Raw genomic sequence first — 17057 nt, 5'->3', positions numbered from 1 at the left:
CATGTCTGAATCCATTAAAAAAATTGTTCTTGCCTATTCTGGGGGACTCGACACCTCAGTAATGATTCCTTGGCTTAAAGAGCATTATGAACAAGCAGATATTATCGCAATGGTGTGTGACTTAGGACAAAATGAAGATTTGGCTGCAATTAAGGAAAAGGCGATACAAAGCGGCGCTTCAAAAGCCTATGTCCTTAATGTACAGGAAGAATTTGTACAAGATTATTTGTGGTGTTTGGTTAAAGCAGGAGCCCTTTATGAAAATCAATACATTTTAGGAACCATTTCACGTCCGCTCATTGCCAAAAAACTGGTGGAGATAGCAACTCTGGAAAAAGCAGATGCTGTTGCACATGGGGCTACTGGTAAAGGGAATGACCAGGTTCGTTTTGAATATACCGTAAAAGCACTCGCTCCTGAACTTAAAATCATTGCACCCTGGAGATCCTGGAAGATTAAATCACGACAAGAGGCTATTGAATATGCTCAATTGCATGGTATAGAAGTGTCCGTAACTCCTAAATCACCTTATTCCCGGGATCATAATCTTTGGTATATTTCACATGAAGGTGGTGTTTTAGAAGATCCAAGCCAACCAAAACCAGATGATTTATTGCTTATGACTGCTTCATTAGAGCAATCTCCAAACCAACCCGAATTGATCAGCATCGGATTTGAAAATGGGATTTCCGTTTCATTAAATGGAAAAGAAATGCCTCCTGTGGAATTGCTTCAAAAATTAAATCTAATTGCGGGTGCTCATGGGATTGGAGTAGCAGATATTGTAGAAAATCGATTGGTAGGCATGAAAGTAAGAGGTGTCTATGAATCACCTGGTGCAGCAGTTCTTTATAAAGCACACCAAATGCTTGAGAGTTTATGTCTTGATCGGTCCACATTACATTTGAAACAATCATTACAACAAACTTATGCCAACCTCGTCTATGAGGGGCGATGGTTTTCACAAGCTAAAAAAGCACTTGATGCATTAATTGACGTAACACAGCAGCATATGACTGGAACAGTTAACCTGCAATTATTTAAAGGAAATATCCTTCCTTATGGAATGCATTCTCCTTTTAGTTTGCATGATCCTGAACTGGCTACATTCGAAGAGGATGGGGTTTATAACCAAAAGGATGCTGAAGGGTTTATTAATTTATTTTCTTTATCAGCACAAGTCTATGGCAAAGTACATAAAGGAGACAACTAATGGCCAATAAAACCTGGGGAGGCCGATTCAAAAAGGAACTTGATTCAAGAGTGATGCATTTTAATGCTTCTTTGGCCTTTGATAAGGTCCTATATGTCCACGATATTCTGGGTAGTCAGGCGCACGCACAAATGCTTGCTCTTCAAGGATTAATTTCTAATGCCGAAGCAAATTTGATTTGTAGCACATTGCAAGAGATAAAGAAGGAAATCGAAGAGGGCGTCTATGAGTTCAATGAGACTTCTGAAGACATCCATATGTTTGTGGAACAATTACTAATTAGTAAAATAGGTGATGTAGGTAAAAAATTACATACAGGCCGTAGCCGAAATGATCAAGTAGCTCTTGATTTAAGATTGTACTCTCGTGAAGCAGGCATACATATTAAAGATCTCCTGGAGCGTTTAAACCTTGTTTTGGAAGAGAAGGCAAAGTGTCATGCTAAGGATAAAATTCCCGGGTATACTCATTTGCAACAAGCTCAGCCTATATTTTTAGGCCAATTTTTTGCTGCATATTCGTCAATGTTTCAACGTGATTTAGGTCGTTTGCAGGATTGGCAAAAAAGAATGAACTTCTCTCCCTTGGGCGCTGGCGCATTAGCAGGAAGTTCTCTTCCACTCAATCGAAAATGGGTTGCAGAATTTTTGGGTTTTGATGGCGTGATAGAGAATACTCTGGATGCTGTAAGTGATCGGGACTTTGTCATTGAATTTTGTGCTACTGCTTCAATTATCATGATGCATTTATCACGATTTGCTGAAGATTTAATCCTTTGGGCTACTCAGGAATTTGGTTTTATTACTCTTGATGATGCTTTTTCAACAGGCTCTTCTTTAATGCCCAATAAGAAAAATCCGGATGTTTTAGAGTTAATTCGAGGGAAAAGCGGTCGTGTATTCGGTCATTTAATAGGGATTCTTACTGTAATGAAAGGATTACCTCTTGCTTATAATAAGGACATGCAGGAAGACAAAGAATGTTTGTTTGATACGGTAAATACATTAACTGGGTGTTTGGGAATCATGACACCTTTTCTTGAAAGTGTGACATTTAATACGAAATGGATGGGTCAAAAAGCGAATACAGGTTTTCTGAATGCCACTGCAGTATTGGAGTCTCTAGTCTTGCAAGGAGTTCCTTTTAGGGACGCACATCATCAGGTTGGCCAATGGGTGCAAGATGCCATTGATAAAAATTGTTCTCTTGAGGAGATTATGAAAATTAATAACCCTTAATTAAGTGATGATGCGTACCAAATTTATTATTTAACTCTTTCAATTTTTTGTAAGTTAAAAAATATATCCTGCACTTAATTACTGATTGTGCTGATAAGATGGATTCCCGCCTAAGCGGGAATGACGAATTAAAATCCATGCAAAGTTTTTATTTATTTTGCCCCATTCCCTATTATTTCCACTTAGGCGGGAATCCATCCTCCTGTTAATTCGAAATTCTGATTAAAAAAAAACAGCTAATTTACATGGTTTTTCCTTGGAACCTCAAAGCAGTCTAAGTACAATTGTTGCAGAACACCATTTTTAAAGTAGAATGAGAATCACCTTATTTACATTGAGCTTGTGATTCATGTTACAACATTATAAAACCCAGGGGGGCGTCGAAGTAGAGTGTGCTCAGACCTCCTTAGATTATCCACAAGGTATAGAGAGTCTTCTTGAGCGCCTGGATACACATAGGGGTGCTTTGTTTGCCTCGAGTTTTGAATTTCCAGGGCGTTATACCTGCTGGGATATAGGTTTCTATAATCCACCTTTGGCCGTGATTTGCAAACAGGATTTAATTCAAATTGATGCCTTAAATCAACGGGGCAAAGTACTTTTAGCTTTTATGATTCCCGTTTTGGAAAAAGAGTCTTTATTAAACCTTACCAAACGAAGCGATGAATTGTTGCAAATTCATATACAATCTACTAAAAAAATATTCAGTGAAGAAGAACGAAGCCAACAACCTTCGGTATTTACCGTCATTCGCTCAATATTATCTTTTTTTAAAATGGAAGAAGAACCCTACTTGGGATTATATGGCGCTTTAGGTTTTGATTTGATTTTTCAATTTGAGGAATTAAAGCAGCATAAAAAAAGAGACCCACTGCAAAGGGATATGGTTCTTTATATACCGGATGAAATTTATGTGGTGAATCATCGTAAGGAAGAAGCGTTTCTTAGACGCTATGATTTTCATTATCAAAACCAATCCACAAAATCTTTGCCAAGGGATGGGGCGTCTTTGGCATACAAATACCCTAACAAACCAGACAAAGATTGCGATCATGAACCTGGTGAATATGCGAAAGTCGTCCATATGGCGAAGGAGCGTTTTGCTTGCGGTGATTTATTTGAGGTAGTCCCCAGCCAAACGTTCTATACCCATTATCAAGAGCAGCCCTCTTCCTTATTCAAACAAATGCGTCAATTAAATCCCTCGCCTTATGGTTTTTTTATTAATTTGGGTCATGAAGAGTATCTGGTCGGCGCCTCTCCGGAAATGTATGTTCGGGTTCAGGGAAGAAGAGTAGAAACATGCCCAATTTCAGGAACGATCAAACGGGGCGCAGATGCGATTGAAGATGCAGAAAACATTCAGCTATTGTTAGATTCGAAAAAAGAAGAATCTGAATTAACGATGTGTACCGATGTGGATAGAAATGATAAATCACGAATTTGTGAGGCAGGTACAGTAAAAGTCATTGGACGAAGACAAATAGAAATGTATTCTCGGTTAATCCATACCGTAGATCATGTTGAAGGAATATTAAGAAAAAATTTTGATGCTGTAGATGCTTTTTTAACCCACATGTGGGTGGTTACTGTTACTGGCGCGCCTAAAATTTGGGCTCTTAATTTTATAGAAGAGCACGAAAAATCTCCCCGTAAATGGTATGGAGGTGCTGTAGGCTGGTTTGGTTTTAATGGCAATTTAAATACCGGCTTAGTTTTAAGGACTGTCCGTATCGAAAATGGAATTGCGGAGATTAGAGTGGGGGCGACTTTGCTTTTCGATTCAATTCCTGAAGCGGAAGAACAGGAGACGCGACTCAAAGCATCTGCATTTTTAGATATGTTGCAGAAAAAAAATAAAACAACGTCACAAATCTCCATGAGCTTTCCTTTGAACGGAAAAGGGAAGCATGTTTTGCTTGTTGATCACCAGGATTCCTTTGTGCATACCCTTGCGAACTATTTTCGTCAAACAGGAGCTGAAGTCAGCACAGTTCGTTTTGATAAATCATTACAGTATTTAGAAAATGGAAAATATGATCTTGTTGCGTTATCTCCAGGACCTGGAAAACCCTCTGATTTTAATTTATCACAAACAATCGCTGCAGCTATAGCTTATAAAATTCCCTTATTCGGCGTGTGCTTGGGCCTACAAGGAATGGTAGAATATTTTGGCGGAGATTTGGATGTATTAGATTATCCAATGCATGGAAAGCCTTCAATGATAGAAGTAATTGATGAGCCAAAATTATTTTCTGGTTTAGGTCAATGTTTTAAAGCGGGAAGATACCACTCGTTATATGCTCGTTTAAGCTCAATCCCCGATGAGTTGAAGGTTACCGCGATGAGTGACGATGGGATTGTAATGGCTATATCTCATCGGAAACTACCAATTCATGCAGTGCAATTCCATCCAGAGACAATATTGTCTTTGGTGAATCAAGCCGGAATTAAAATAATAAATAACTTAATGGGGATGATTTAGGCCAATGCGCAAAAAGATATTAAAACTCTATTATGTATCTTTTGTATTGGGTATTGTGGTTGGGCTTGTCGGTTCAACCTTTCGGCTATCCATTGATGTACTTGGAAATGTATTAGATCATTTTTTTCAGATTCCCAGTCTTCAAGGATGGCCAGCGGCTTTAATTTCGGGTTTGCTCTCGATGGTTATGGTCTATGCTTCTTATTTTGCTGTCAAAAAGTTTGCCCCTGAAGCATCAGGAAGCGGGGTGCCGGAAATTGAAGGTGCCTTATTACACCTAAGGAAAATATCCTGGCGTCGTTTATTACCTGTTAAATTTTTTTTCGGTATTTTGGCACTTTCTGCAAAAATGATCTTAGGTCGTGAGGGACCCACGATCCACATTGGAGGCAGCTTGGGAGAAATGTTAGGAGGGTTGTTTACCCTTTCCAGACGCAGAATAGACAGTTTAATTGCCGCAGGCGCGGCAGCGGGTCTTGCCGTTGCATTTAATGCTCCATTAGCGGGCGTTATTTTTGTCATGGAAGAAATGCGCAATCAGTTCAACTACTCTTTTACAAGTTTTAGTATGGTGGTTATTTGTTGTATTACTGCTACCGTTATTCTTGATTTAATTGTGGGGACCCAACCGACCATTCCCATGAGTATCATGGAATTTCCTCATTTGGATTCTCTATGGTTATTTGCACTTTTTGGAATTGTTGTCGGCTTTGTTGGCCTAATATTTAATCTATCACTGCTAAAGACATTAAATCTAATAGACAAACTCAATGCAAAACAAAAATCTTATTATGTATTGGCTGTAGGATTTTTGATTGGCTTTTTAGCAGTTTATCATCCGGCAGCAGTAGGCGGGGGAATGCACATCATACATCAAGCCTTAACTTTATCACCAGGATTCGGCCTTTTATGTTTCCTGTTAATCATAAGATTCATTGGAACGATGGCCTGCTATGGAACATCAGTTCCAGGAGGCATTTTTGCGCCTATCCTCTCTTTAGGAACGCTTCTCGGTTTAGCTATCTTTCAGGTTTTAAGTTTTGTGCATCTTGATTTATTAACGCAGCCAGGTATGTTTGCTGTAGCAGGGATGGCCGCACTTTTTGGTTCCTCTACCCGCTCCCCAATAACAGGAGCAGTATTGGTGGTCGAAATGACGCATAATTATTATCTCATTTTCCCTGTAATGATGGCATGCATTACCGCAACTATTGTTTTACAGTTAACCAATAATGGTCCTATTTATGAGCAATTATTAAACCGAACGCTTCATGTCAAGAAGAAACCTTATAAATAATATTACCTTGTTAAAGGTCTTCATTGTCCACTAGTCTAGAAGAATAACAATCTTGCCGAAATGAGATCCTGTTTGCATGTATTGATGAGCTTCTTCAATTTGTTCCAATTTAAATTCTGAATCTACGACAGGGATTAAAATATTTTCATTTATAGTTTTTGACCATTTTTTATGCGCATCGCGCCATAATTTATTTTTTTCCTCCAGCGATTGTGAACGGAGCACAAAACCAATAATTTGTAATCTTTTACGCATGATTACTGCAAGGTTACAGTCCACGCTACTTCCTTTTAAGCAAGCAATTTGAATGAGTTTGCCTTTAGGCTTAAGCAAATGGAGATGCTTGTTGAAATAATCACCACCTACAAAATCGACTATCAAGTCGACACTGTGCTCTTCGATCAAGTCCTCAAAATCCTGTTTTTTATAATGAATTACTTGATCGGCACCAAGCCTATATGCTTTATCTATCTTGTCATCCTTTCCTACGGTAGTAATGACTTTCGCCTGAATCAATTTGGCCATCTGAATTGCCATGGAAGCGATACCGCTTCCTGCACCGTGAATTAATAAAGATTGTCCTGATTTCAATTGCCCTACGTCAAATAGAGTGGCGTAAACAGTCATTAAAGATTCTGGGAGGGCTGCTGCAATTGTATAATTCCATTTTTCGGGGATATGCTGCGCTAATGACTCTTCTACAGGACAAAACTCTGCATAGGCGCCACTACCCACTAAACCATAGACTTTGTCGCCTGCCTTGAACCGGGTTACATCAGCACCCACTTCGACGACGTCACCAGCCACTTCCAATCCTAAAATGTCTGATTCCCCTGCCGGTGGTGGATATTTTCCATATCGTTGCATGATATCGGCACGGTTAAGGGCTGTTGCTTTAACTCGAATTAAAATTTGTGATTTCCTGTATTCAGGTTTTGATCCACTTTCAATAATCAATCGACTATGAGATCCGGGGTTTTCGATATGTACATAGCGCAAGATATTTTCCTTATTCTCTGTTAAATGTACTACTTTACTTAAATAATCATACCTATATAATGCTTATACAGTCCCTCTTATACATTGGGCAATGGCTAAATTTAACCACCAACGTTTTTCTGCTTGGTTTTTTATAATTCCACAACTAATTGTTACTTTAATATTTTTTATTTGGCCTGCTTGTAATGCATTATTACAGTCTTTATTTTATACAGATGCTTTTGGTCTACATAAAAAATTTGCTGGATTTTCCAATTTTGTAGATTTATTCCTTGACCCAAGTTACAGCAAAGCAATTGCTACCACGTTTATTATCGCTTTGAGCGTCACTTTTATTACAATGAGTTCAGGACTACTTCTCGCCATATTAGTGAACAATAAGGGGAAGACGCAAGGGGTATATAAATCTTTATTGATTTGGCCTTATGCAGTAGCTCCTGCAGTAGCCGCAATTTTATGGCGATTTCTATGTCATCCTACTCTTGGTTGGGTCACCCAATTTCTTCATGCGTTTGAAATTCATTTTGATTATGTAAATAATGTGAAACAGGCTTTCCTAGTGGTGATACTCACAGCGAGTTGGCAACAATTTAGTTATAATTTTCTATTTTACCTTGCAGCACTTAAGGGGGTTCCCAGTACATTGATTGATGCCGCGATTATAGATGGAGCAACAGGTTGGCGTCGTTTTTGGCAAATTATTTTTCCTCTTTTATCTCCTACCACATTCTTCTTACTCATTATTAACTTAATGTATGGCTTTTTTGATACATTTGGCATTATACAGGTTATGACTCATGGAGGGCCAGGTAACAGTACCACTAATTTAATTTATAAAGTATATCAGGATGGATTTGAAGGAATGGACTTGGGGAGTTCCTCAGCACAATCAGTTTTGTTGATGATCATCGTCATTATTGTTTCTGTAGCACAATTTAAATACCTCGAAAAAAAGGTCCATTACGCATGAAATCATATTTCACTCGTGTTTGCTCGCATATGTTTCTGTGCTTTTTTGTCATGTTGATGTTACTGCCCGTCTATTTGGCACTTGTTGCTGCGAGCCATGAAGGAAACATGATGATGCAATCGCAAATTCCTCTGGTTCCCGGAGCTTTATTATTTAAAAATTTAAAAGTTGTCTTGACTGAAGGATTAGCCGTGACAGGTGGAGAGCCTCTTACTTTTATGTTGCTCAACAGTTTTCTTATGGCGATCACTATTGCATTGGGCAAGATAATTTTTGCCCTTGGTTCTGCATTCGCTTTGGTTTATTTTGATTTTCCTTTTAAAAAACTGTGTTTTGCATTAATTTTTACGACGATGATGCTACCAATTGAAGTTCGGATAGTACCAACTTTTCAAGTGGTTGCCTCTTTTCAATTGTTAAATACGTTTACTGGATTAACTTTACCTCTTTTTGTGTCAGCTACGGGTACTTTTTTATTTCGTCAGTTTTTTAAAACAATACCCTCAGAACTTGTTGATGCCGCAAAATTAGATGGAGCAGGGGCTGTGCGTTTCTTTTTTGATATCGTTTTACCTTTATCTAAAACTCAAATTGCGTCTTTATTTGTTATTTTATTTGTATATGGATGGAATCAATATCTCTGGCCTTTAGTCATTACAACCGAAACAAAAATGGCTACAGTGGTTATGGGCATCCGCTATTTAGCTGGAGTGGCTGATCAAGTCCCACAGTGGCATTATATTATGGCAGTTGCATTAATTGCTCTAATTCCACCCTGTTTGGTGGTCTTGTTGATGCAGCGCTGGTTTGAAAAAGGGTTAAAATAAGTATGGCAACGGTCAATCTCATCGAAGTGTCAAAGAAGGTTGGATCAACAACTATTCTGGATAAGATAAATATCAGCATCAAAAAAGGGGAATTTATGGTCATTGTAGGCCCCTCTGGATGTGGCAAAACGACTTTATTACGCTTAATTGCAGGTTTAGACAACTTAAGCTCAGGCTCCATACTAATTAATGACCAATGTGTCAACGAAATACCACCGGCCAAGAGAGATATGGCTATGGTATTTCAAAATTATGCGCTTTATCCCCATATGACTGTATTTGATAATATGGCTTATGGATTGAAAATGAGAGGATTTAAAAAAGTAGATATCAAACAAAGGGTAGGCCAAGCTGCACAACTATTGCATTTAACACCCTATTTAGAGCGAAAACCTAAAGAACTTTCAGGAGGACAAAAACAGAGAGTCGCTATGGGCAGGGCTATGGTACGTTCTCCAGCTGTTTTTTTATTTGATGAGCCTTTATCTAATCTGGATGCGAAACTACGCATGGAAATGCGCCATGAAATTAGACGCTTACATCATCAATTAAATACAACCAGCGTGTATGTCACTCATGATCAAACAGAGGCCATGACCATGGCGGAACGAATTTTGGTTCTGAACCAGGGGATTATAGAGCAGATAGGTACTCCCCAGGAACTATATCAAAATCCGCAAACTTTATTTGTGGCAGGATTCACTGGACAATACCCCATGAACCTAATCTCTGGAATTTTTGATAAAAGCAGTAATTCAGTGCACACTGATGTAGGTATTAATTATTTATTACCAAAGAGTCCGCAAAACCTTAAAGATAAAGATGAATTAATTCTAGCAATTCGAGCGGAACATATTGTGACTTGCTCCCAGCACAATCCTCAAGGCATTCCCATTCATGTTGAATATATTGATGATATGGGCGCTGATAAGTTAATCCGTGCTAAATGTGTCAAAAACGGACAGATGCTCAACTTGAGGGTCACAGCGGATCAAGAAATTTCGAGTGGACAACTCTGTGTTGAGCTACCTAAAATTAAGTTACATCCTTTTGAACGTACATCCGGAAAACGTATTGGAGAATGGCTTGAATAAAGAAAAAAACGCACTAAAACCAATTGATACTCCTGCCTATAGTTATTGGTCTGCATTATATATGTCCTTTTATTCACGTCTTCTTTATGTGGATGTAGGGAAACGTTGGAAAGGATTTGGGATTCTTTATCTTATCTTAGTTATTGCTTTATGTTCTATCCCGTTTGCTCTGAGAATGGGTTTTAGCTTAAATCAATCTTTTAAGGACCAAATTACAGATCCACTATCTAAAATTCCTGTTTTTTACATCCAAAATGGTGAAGTCTTATTCGAAAAACCAATGCCTTATTTAATCAAGAACGATCAAGGACAAGTCGTTGTGCTCATTGATACAACAGGGAAAAACAATGATTTTCCAGCCCAATATCCCTATCTCACCATTTTAATAAATAAAGACCAAATATCATTGAAGGTTCCAAGCCTAAAACTTTTTAATATGACAGAAACAAAACCCAGCAAAGGTGTTCCTTTAGTCCAAAAATTTGATAAAGGAACTAACCTGGTGTTTGATGGCAAATCTATTGCAGATCAAAGTTCAATTAAAGAACTGAAATTTTTCTCACAACTAATGATTTATCCCATGGTTGTTTCTATATTTTTTTCAATTTTTATTACTTTTTTCCTGGTGTTGGCGTTTCTAGGGCAGGTTTTCTCAAATATATTCTTTTCTTTTAATGTGACCTTTCCACAATCTTGTCGATTATTGACTGTTGCTGGTACACCTATGTTATTACTCCTACTCCTTTTACTAACGCTAAACTCTATCTTTCAAGGGTCTGGGTTTATTTTACTTGCGCTGCTGATTGTATATTACAGTTTTGCTTTATTTTCATTGCGATCCGAAAGCAGACGTATTGTCAAAGTATAAATGGAACAATTAATCTTTCTTGATAGGATGCATCAGGTCGGATAGGGAGTGCTTGCTTGTGGTGACTTTATGAAAGAGTTAATACATTTTGCTCATGGAAATGGCTTTCCCGCTTTGTGTTATAGGCAAATGCTGAATCATCTCGAAAAGGAATTTGATTGCTGTTACATTGATAAAATTGGACACAATTCCTTATTCCCCGTTAGTGAAAATTGGCATAATTTGGTCTCGGAAGTCATTTACAGTATTGAAGAGCAAGCCAATTGTCCTGTCATTGCAGTAGGCCATTCTTTAGGAGGTGTTTTGAGTTTGTTGGCGGCAATAGAAAAACCCAATCTCTTTAAAGCAGTCATTATGTTGGACTCACCATTAATTGGCTCATTCAAATCCAGCATGGTTCGTCTTGCTAAAGCTCTGGGAATTATTGATAGGATTACCCCTGCATTTAGGACTCGAAATCGTCGGATGTATTGGGAAAATCGTGATCAATTGTGGGCTTATTTAAAAACACGGGATTTATTTAAAACTTTTACTGATGCTTGCCTTAATGATTATATAAACTATGGTCTAGAATATAAAGAAGATGGGTATTATTTAAGATTCGACCGACATATTGAGTATCAAATTTATCGCACTATTCCCCACGTTATTCCAAACTATGAAGGTAAGTTGATCATTCCAACAGCATTAATTTATGGTGACAAAAGTAATGTGGTTGGTAAAATGGATGTACGCTACATGAAAAAATATTTCAATGTAGCTGGCTATAGAACGAAGGGCACCCATTTATTTCCTATGGAGCACCCTGAAGATGTAGCAAAGCAGATTATAAAAGTTGTGTCTGGTTTTAACTTAAAAGGTACTTGGGATCAAAAGATCCGAAATAATTAAGGAGAATAATGTGCTACACGCTATTTTAGTGCTCATGATTATTGGCGCTGCAGGGATATTACTAACCAGGCAGGCTGCTGTTTCAGTATGGGCGATTTGCTTTGCTTTATTTAGTACTCTCGTTTTCCTATATGGATCGCCAGGTATCATCAGTCAAATAACACTGATATTAATTGAACTTGTTTTAATCGTAGGTGCAATAAAACCATTGCGGCGAGTATTATTATCTCAATACTTTTTTAAAGCCGTGAGCAAAGCAATGCCGGCCATGTCTTCAACAGAAAGAGAGGCTCTCGAAGCGGGGACAGTAAGTTGGGAAGGTGATTTATTTAGTGGAGATCCTGATTTTTCTGTGCTTAGAAACTCTCCAACCATACGGTTGACTGATGAAGAGCAAGCGTTTCTAGATGGTCCTGTAAATACCTTATGCTCGATGATCGATGATTGGGATATCACCCATAATCTCACCAATTTGCCACCAGAAATTTGGCAATTCATTAAAGAAAATAAATTTCTCGGCATGATTATTCCAAAACGCTATGGCGGATTAGAATTCTCTGCGACTGCACAAATGTCCATCTTAGTTAAAGTTTATGGCCGCTCCATTACAGCTGCTACAACGATATCTGTACCGAATTCCCTTGGTCCAGGCGAGCTGTTACTGAAATATGGAACTGAAGAACAAAAAAATTATTATCTCCCGAGATTAGCCGATGGACGAGAAATTCCATGTTTTGCATTAACAGGTCCTAATGCCGGTTCTGATGCCGCTTCGATACCAGACAAAGGTGTTGTTTGTTATCAAGAACAGAACGGTAAAAAAGTATTAGGTATACGTTTAAATTGGGATAAACGATATATCACATTGTGTCCTGTAGCTACAGTCATTGGTTTAGCATTTAGATTATTTGACCCGGATAATTTATTGGGTAAAGGCGAGGATGTTGGAATTAGCTGTGCTTTGATTCCTGCAAATACTCCAGGTATTACAAAAGGCCGTCGTCATTTTCCTTTGAATACAGGATTTTTAAATGGTCCTACCCAAGGAAAGGACGTATTCATTCCTATGGATTACTTAATTGGTGGTGTGGGTATGGCCGGTTGTGGATGGCGCATGTTGATGGAGTGCTTGAGTGCCGGTAGGGCCATATCCCTTCCATCCAGTGCTAACGGAGGTGCTCAAGCTGCTGCTTTAGCTTCAGGCGCTTATGCACGTATTCGCAAACAATTTAATCAGCCTATTGGAAAGTTTGAAGGGATTGAAGAGCCCTTAGCAAGGATTGCAGCAAATACTTACATCATTGATGCTGCTGTTACAATGGCTGCTGCTGCTATTGACAACGGTGCGAAACCTTCTGTTGTCGGAGCAATCTTAAAATATCATACAACAGAATTGGCTCGGCAAGTATCCTGTGATTCCATGGATATCCACGGAGGGAAGGGCATTTGCCTAGGTCCAAACAATTATTTAGGCCGAGGATATCAAGGATCGCCCATCGCCATTACAGTTGAGGGTGCAAATATATTAACCCGCAGTTTAATTATATTTGGCCAGGGAGCCATTCGATGTCATCCGTATGTATTTAAAGAACTTGAAAGTATTAGAAATAACGATCTGGTTGCATTCGATAATGCATTTTTTGCTCATGCCGGATTTATTATTGCAAACCTGACCAAATCCATTCTATTTGGTTGGACTGATGCTCATATGTCCAGAGCTCCCGTGAGCAGTATGAAACGTTATTACCAACTCTTACATAAATACAGCGCTAATTTGGCATTCCTTGCTGATTTCTCAATGACTCTTTTAGGGGGTGATTTAAAGCGCAAAGAGAAACTGTCTTCTCGTCTTGGAGATATGCTGAGTTCATTATATTTACTATCAGCTGTTTTGAAACGATTTCATGAAGACGCTGAACCTCAAGCTGATTTGCCTATAGTCGAATGGAGTTGTCAGCAATTATTGTATGAATGCGAAACTGCCATGCATGGTGTTATCGTCAATTTCCCTGTTGGTTGGGCTCGAATTGTTTTACGTTTCATTTTAAAACCTTTAGGAAATCGAAGAAATAAACCCAATGATCAATTAGGTCACAGACTGGCTCGTATTCTCATTGAGCCTTGTGAAGCGCGGTCACGCCTAACTCGTTTAGTTTATAGTAAACCAGGAGACAATTGCCCATTAGGTCGTATGGAGGAGGCTTTCCATAAAATTTGTGCTGCTGAAGAATTAGAAAAAAGAATTATGAGGTCTGTAAAAGACCATGTTTTAAAATCATTGACTTTACTTGAACAAATAAATGAGGCTTTAGCATGTGGTTTGCTTACTGAAAAAGAAGCCAATCAATTAACCGAAGCAGAAATGGCGCGCCAGGACGTGATCAAAGTGGACGATTTTAATGATGAGGAATTGCGTCGTCCTCATTCTGCGAAATCATCAGAAAGAAATAAAAAGGCCATAGTGAATAAAGATGATATTGAATCAGAAATGGTTTAATTCTAATGATAACTGTTTTTTCACTCTTTGCGTAATGCTTACCGTTTCAATTAAAAACATGAGCCCGCGAACAAATCGCGGGACGTAAAAGATTAAGATTGAGCGAGTTGAAACGGGGGCTTGATTATTGTGTAGCCTGTTTCTGCATAATTCCTTAAACATCATTTCTAAAAAATTGTGGTTCTCCAACCAGGATATTGATTTATTTGTTCAGACTCTATTACCTGACACCTTGGCTTTAGCGCGGTGTCTGGTCTAAATTTTTAATCAAAAAAACCATACCAGGTTAGAAATTGCAAATAAAAGTTAACAATCTATTATAGGATCACTATAAGTTTGTCTATACTTAGACAAGGTTATGAGAACTAAGAGAATAGAATCAGCAATAAAGCCCCTCCTTAATATATTAGGGATAATATATAATAATATGGAGATTAGCATGACACCAAGGTTATTTACGCCAAACCGAATAAAAACGAGTCTAATTGCTTGCTTCGTCTTCTTATTCTCATCTTTGACTTATGCGGATCCCATGTACCAAGTGGCTCGATTAAGCTTCATTAATGGAGCTGTGAGCTTTATACCAGCTGGAGAAACACAATGGGTTGGGGTCAGCCTTAATCGTCCTTTAATTCCTAATGATCAGATTTGGTCCGATACTGGTTCTTTTGCGGAAATGCAATTATCTGGCGCTACTGTTCGAATTGGAAGCCAAGCCGCTCTGAAAATACTGAATTTAGATGATCGGATGGCACAACTTCAGATCACCCAAGGAACACTTATCTTAAGTATCAAGCGGATCAATAGGCAACAAGTATATGAAGTAGATACACCAAATCTGGTGTTTACAATTACCGAACCGGGTTATTATCGTTTTGATGTAACAATGGATAATAATGTTACAACGGTAAGTGTGCGGGAGGGACAGGGAACAGCTTATGGCGTGAATGATACCCATACGATTACAGTAGGGGAATCATGCAGTGTCACTGGAACCAATCTAGATGGATACCAATGCACAAGTCTTGGTGATGCGGATGAGTTTGGAAGATGGAGCTTAGAACGAGATAAAATTGCAGGAACTGTCTCAACTCAATATATTTCTCCTTATACTATTGGATATGAAGATCTTGGGAATTATGGATCATGGACAGAAGATGAGCAATATGGTCCAGTATGGGTTCCTAATGATGTAGGATCAGATTGGGCCCCGTACCAGGACGGCCAATGGATTTGGTTAAGCTCTTATGGTTGGACTTGGGTTGATAATCAACCCTGGGGCTTTGCTCCATTTCATTATGGCCGCTGGGCATTTAAAAAAAATAGATGGTGCTGGGTACCCGGACCCATTGATGCCCATCCCATGTATGCACCTGCTTTAACTGTATTTATCGGTGGAAATAATCCTGAATTCGTGGTTGATGGTGGGCTAGGCATAGGCTGGTTTCCTTTGGCACCAGGAGAACCTTACATACCGCCTTACACCGTAACCCCAAATTATTTTTATGCAATTAATTTAAATAATACTGTGATTAATGTGACATACATCAATAACATATATCAGCATCGTCATATGAAAATCCGTTACAGAAATATACAAGGTACAAATGCTGTTACTGTCGTGACAACTAAAGATTTTATGAGTTCTAGAGCTGTAAAAAATCTACGTTCCCGTGTTTCCAAAAAAGTACTTTTTAATTCAGTAGTGAAACATATAGCACCTATTGCGCCTCAAACAATTAGTTTGTACGGAGGAAAGAGCTTCGCTCAAACAATACCTCCTGCACAAGTCTTCTCAAGACCAGTTATAGTTAAAACACAGCCCTTGTCGCCACCTCCTCAATTCTCCCAAGTTCAATCTATTCTTATGAAAAAAGCAGGCAAACCCTTAACGCCTAAAGAAATAAGAACTATAAAGGGAGAAAAAAATAATGCGAACACTAATCAGCCTATCGTGCATGGAAAGCCAACTATTATTAATACAGGGGCAAGCCCAATTCAAGGAGGACAAACAGCGCCTCAAATGCAACCTGGGTCAAATGGCAATAAAATAAACTCGGGTAAGCCTACCCAACCTGGTACAAATATCCAACCTGGTACAAATATCCAACCTGGCACAAATATCCAACCTGGCACAAATATCCAACCTGGCACAAATATCCAGCCTGGCACAAATATCCAGCCTGGCACAAATATCCAGCCTGGCACAAAGATATATCCTGGTAAAAAAGTACACCCTGGTACCACCCCACAACCTGGGGCTACGGTCCAACCTGGAACGATACAACAACCTAATAACAAGGTACAACCAGGTGCTACAGTGCAACCTGGAACAACAGTGCAGCCTGGAACAACAGTACAACCTGGAACAACAGTACAACCTGGAACAACAGTGCAGCCTGGAACAACAGTACAACCTGGAACAACAGTACAACCTGGAACAACAGTGCAGCCTGGAACAACAGTGCAACCTGGAACAACAGTGCAACCAGGTTCAAATATCCCCACTAATCCTAACAACCCTAATAACAAAGTTCAGCCAAATCCCAATATACAATTAGGTCCTAATGTGACACCAGGTTCGAATGTCCAGCCAAACCCTAATATCCAATTAGGCCCTAATGCAGCACCCGGTGCGAATGTTCAGCCAAACCCTAATATCCAATTAGGCCCTAATG

Annotated in this window: 12 protein-coding genes; 11 read left to right on the top strand and 1 reads right to left on the bottom strand. The window is 38.9% G+C overall.

Annotation, left to right across the window (positions count from 1 at the left end):
• The first annotated feature begins 1 nt into the window (after nucleotide 1).
• The 4 genes from BU07_RS0111285 to clcA all read left to right on the top strand — a co-directional run bounded on the left by BU07_RS0111285 (nucleotide 2) and on the right by clcA (nucleotide 6233).
• A complete protein-coding gene (locus BU07_RS0111285; protein WP_031566098.1) occupies nucleotides 2-1213 on the top strand; it encodes an argininosuccinate synthase in 1212 nt (403 codons plus the stop codon).
• On the top strand, nucleotides 1213-2451 hold the full coding sequence (gene argH, locus BU07_RS0111280) for an argininosuccinate lyase (protein WP_031566096.1): 1239 nt from the start codon (nucleotides 1213-1215) through the stop codon (nucleotides 2449-2451). Before BU07_RS0111285 ends, argH begins: the two co-directional genes overlap by 1 nt.
• Nucleotides 2452-2800: 349 nt before the next feature.
• Nucleotides 2801-4936 carry an anthranilate synthase component I gene (locus BU07_RS0111275; protein WP_031566094.1) on the top strand — a complete coding sequence of 712 codons (2136 nt, stop codon included), beginning with the start codon at nucleotides 2801-2803 and terminating at the stop codon, nucleotides 4934-4936.
• A 4-nt stretch (nucleotides 4937-4940) separates the two neighbouring features.
• A complete protein-coding gene (clcA, locus tag BU07_RS0111270; RefSeq protein ID WP_031566091.1) occupies nucleotides 4941-6233 on the top strand; it encodes a H(+)/Cl(-) exchange transporter ClcA in 1293 nt (430 codons plus the stop codon).
• A 30-nt stretch (nucleotides 6234-6263) separates the two neighbouring features.
• Here clcA and BU07_RS0111265 read toward each other — a convergent pair whose 3' ends face one another.
• A complete protein-coding gene (locus tag BU07_RS0111265; protein WP_031566089.1) occupies nucleotides 6264-7232 on the bottom strand; it encodes an NAD(P)H-quinone oxidoreductase in 969 nt (322 codons plus the stop codon).
• Nucleotides 7233-7323: 91 nt separating this feature from the next.
• Here BU07_RS0111265 and BU07_RS0111260 point away from each other — a divergent pair, with 91 nt between their 5' ends.
• From BU07_RS0111260 to BU07_RS17015, 7 genes are all read left to right on the top strand, one after another.
• Nucleotides 7324-8202 (top strand): ABC transporter permease subunit, encoded by an 879-nt coding sequence (locus BU07_RS0111260; protein WP_031566087.1) that lies wholly within the window; start codon nucleotides 7324-7326, stop codon nucleotides 8200-8202.
• Nucleotides 8199-9029, top strand: coding sequence for a sn-glycerol-3-phosphate ABC transporter permease UgpE (gene ugpE, locus BU07_RS0111255; protein WP_031566086.1), 831 nt, complete (start codon nucleotides 8199-8201; stop codon nucleotides 9027-9029). Before BU07_RS0111260 ends, ugpE begins: the two co-directional genes overlap by 4 nt.
• A gap of 2 nt (nucleotides 9030-9031) precedes the next feature.
• Nucleotides 9032-10123, top strand: coding sequence for an ABC transporter ATP-binding protein (locus tag BU07_RS0111250; RefSeq protein ID WP_031566084.1), 1092 nt, complete (start codon nucleotides 9032-9034; stop codon nucleotides 10121-10123).
• Nucleotides 10116-10991 (top strand): DUF1189 family protein, encoded by an 876-nt coding sequence (locus BU07_RS0111245; RefSeq protein ID WP_031566082.1) that lies wholly within the window; start codon nucleotides 10116-10118, stop codon nucleotides 10989-10991. Before BU07_RS0111250 ends, BU07_RS0111245 begins: the two co-directional genes overlap by 8 nt.
• 69 nt (nucleotides 10992-11060) lie before the next feature.
• Nucleotides 11061-11882, top strand: a complete 822-nt coding sequence (locus BU07_RS0111240; RefSeq protein WP_031566080.1) for an alpha/beta fold hydrolase — start codon at nucleotides 11061-11063, stop codon at nucleotides 11880-11882.
• Between the two features lie 34 nt (nucleotides 11883-11916).
• Nucleotides 11917-14379, top strand: a complete 2463-nt coding sequence (locus BU07_RS0111235) for an acyl-CoA dehydrogenase (protein ID WP_031566078.1) — start codon at nucleotides 11917-11919, stop codon at nucleotides 14377-14379.
• 439 nt (nucleotides 14380-14818) lie between these two features.
• A partial coding sequence (locus BU07_RS17015) for a DUF6600 domain-containing protein (RefSeq protein WP_211249046.1) occupies nucleotides 14819-17057 on the top strand: 2239 nt, incomplete at its 3' end.

The organism is Legionella wadsworthii DSM 21896 = ATCC 33877 (assembly GCF_000701265.1).
Classification (GTDB): Bacteria; Pseudomonadota; Gammaproteobacteria; order Legionellales; family Legionellaceae; genus Legionella; species Legionella wadsworthii.
Note: the sequence above shows the minus strand (reverse complement) of the source record. Positions and strands in the feature narration are given on the sequence as shown.

What these genes read in the sequence shown, in the direction of transcription:
- BU07_RS0111250 (WP_031566084.1), top strand. Translation starts at nt 9,032, where the DNA reads ATGGCAACGGTCAATCTCATCGAAGTGTCAAAGAAGGTTGGATCAACA.
- BU07_RS0111285 (WP_031566098.1), top strand. Translation starts at nt 2, where the DNA reads ATGTCTGAATCCATTAAAAAAATTGTTCTTGCCTATTCTGGGGGACTC.
- BU07_RS0111235 (WP_031566078.1), top strand. Translation starts at nt 11,917, where the DNA reads ATGATTATTGGCGCTGCAGGGATATTACTAACCAGGCAGGCTGCTGTT.
- argH (WP_031566096.1), top strand. Translation starts at nt 1,213, where the DNA reads ATGGCCAATAAAACCTGGGGAGGCCGATTCAAAAAGGAACTTGATTCA.
- BU07_RS0111275 (WP_031566094.1), top strand. Translation starts at nt 2,801, where the DNA reads ATGTTACAACATTATAAAACCCAGGGGGGCGTCGAAGTAGAGTGTGCT.
- BU07_RS0111240 (WP_031566080.1), top strand. Translation starts at nt 11,061, where the DNA reads ATGAAAGAGTTAATACATTTTGCTCATGGAAATGGCTTTCCCGCTTTG.
- BU07_RS0111260 (WP_031566087.1), top strand. Translation starts at nt 7,324, where the DNA reads ATGGCTAAATTTAACCACCAACGTTTTTCTGCTTGGTTTTTTATAATT.
- ugpE (WP_031566086.1), top strand. Translation starts at nt 8,199, where the DNA reads ATGAAATCATATTTCACTCGTGTTTGCTCGCATATGTTTCTGTGCTTT.
- clcA (WP_031566091.1), top strand. Translation starts at nt 4,941, where the DNA reads ATGCGCAAAAAGATATTAAAACTCTATTATGTATCTTTTGTATTGGGT.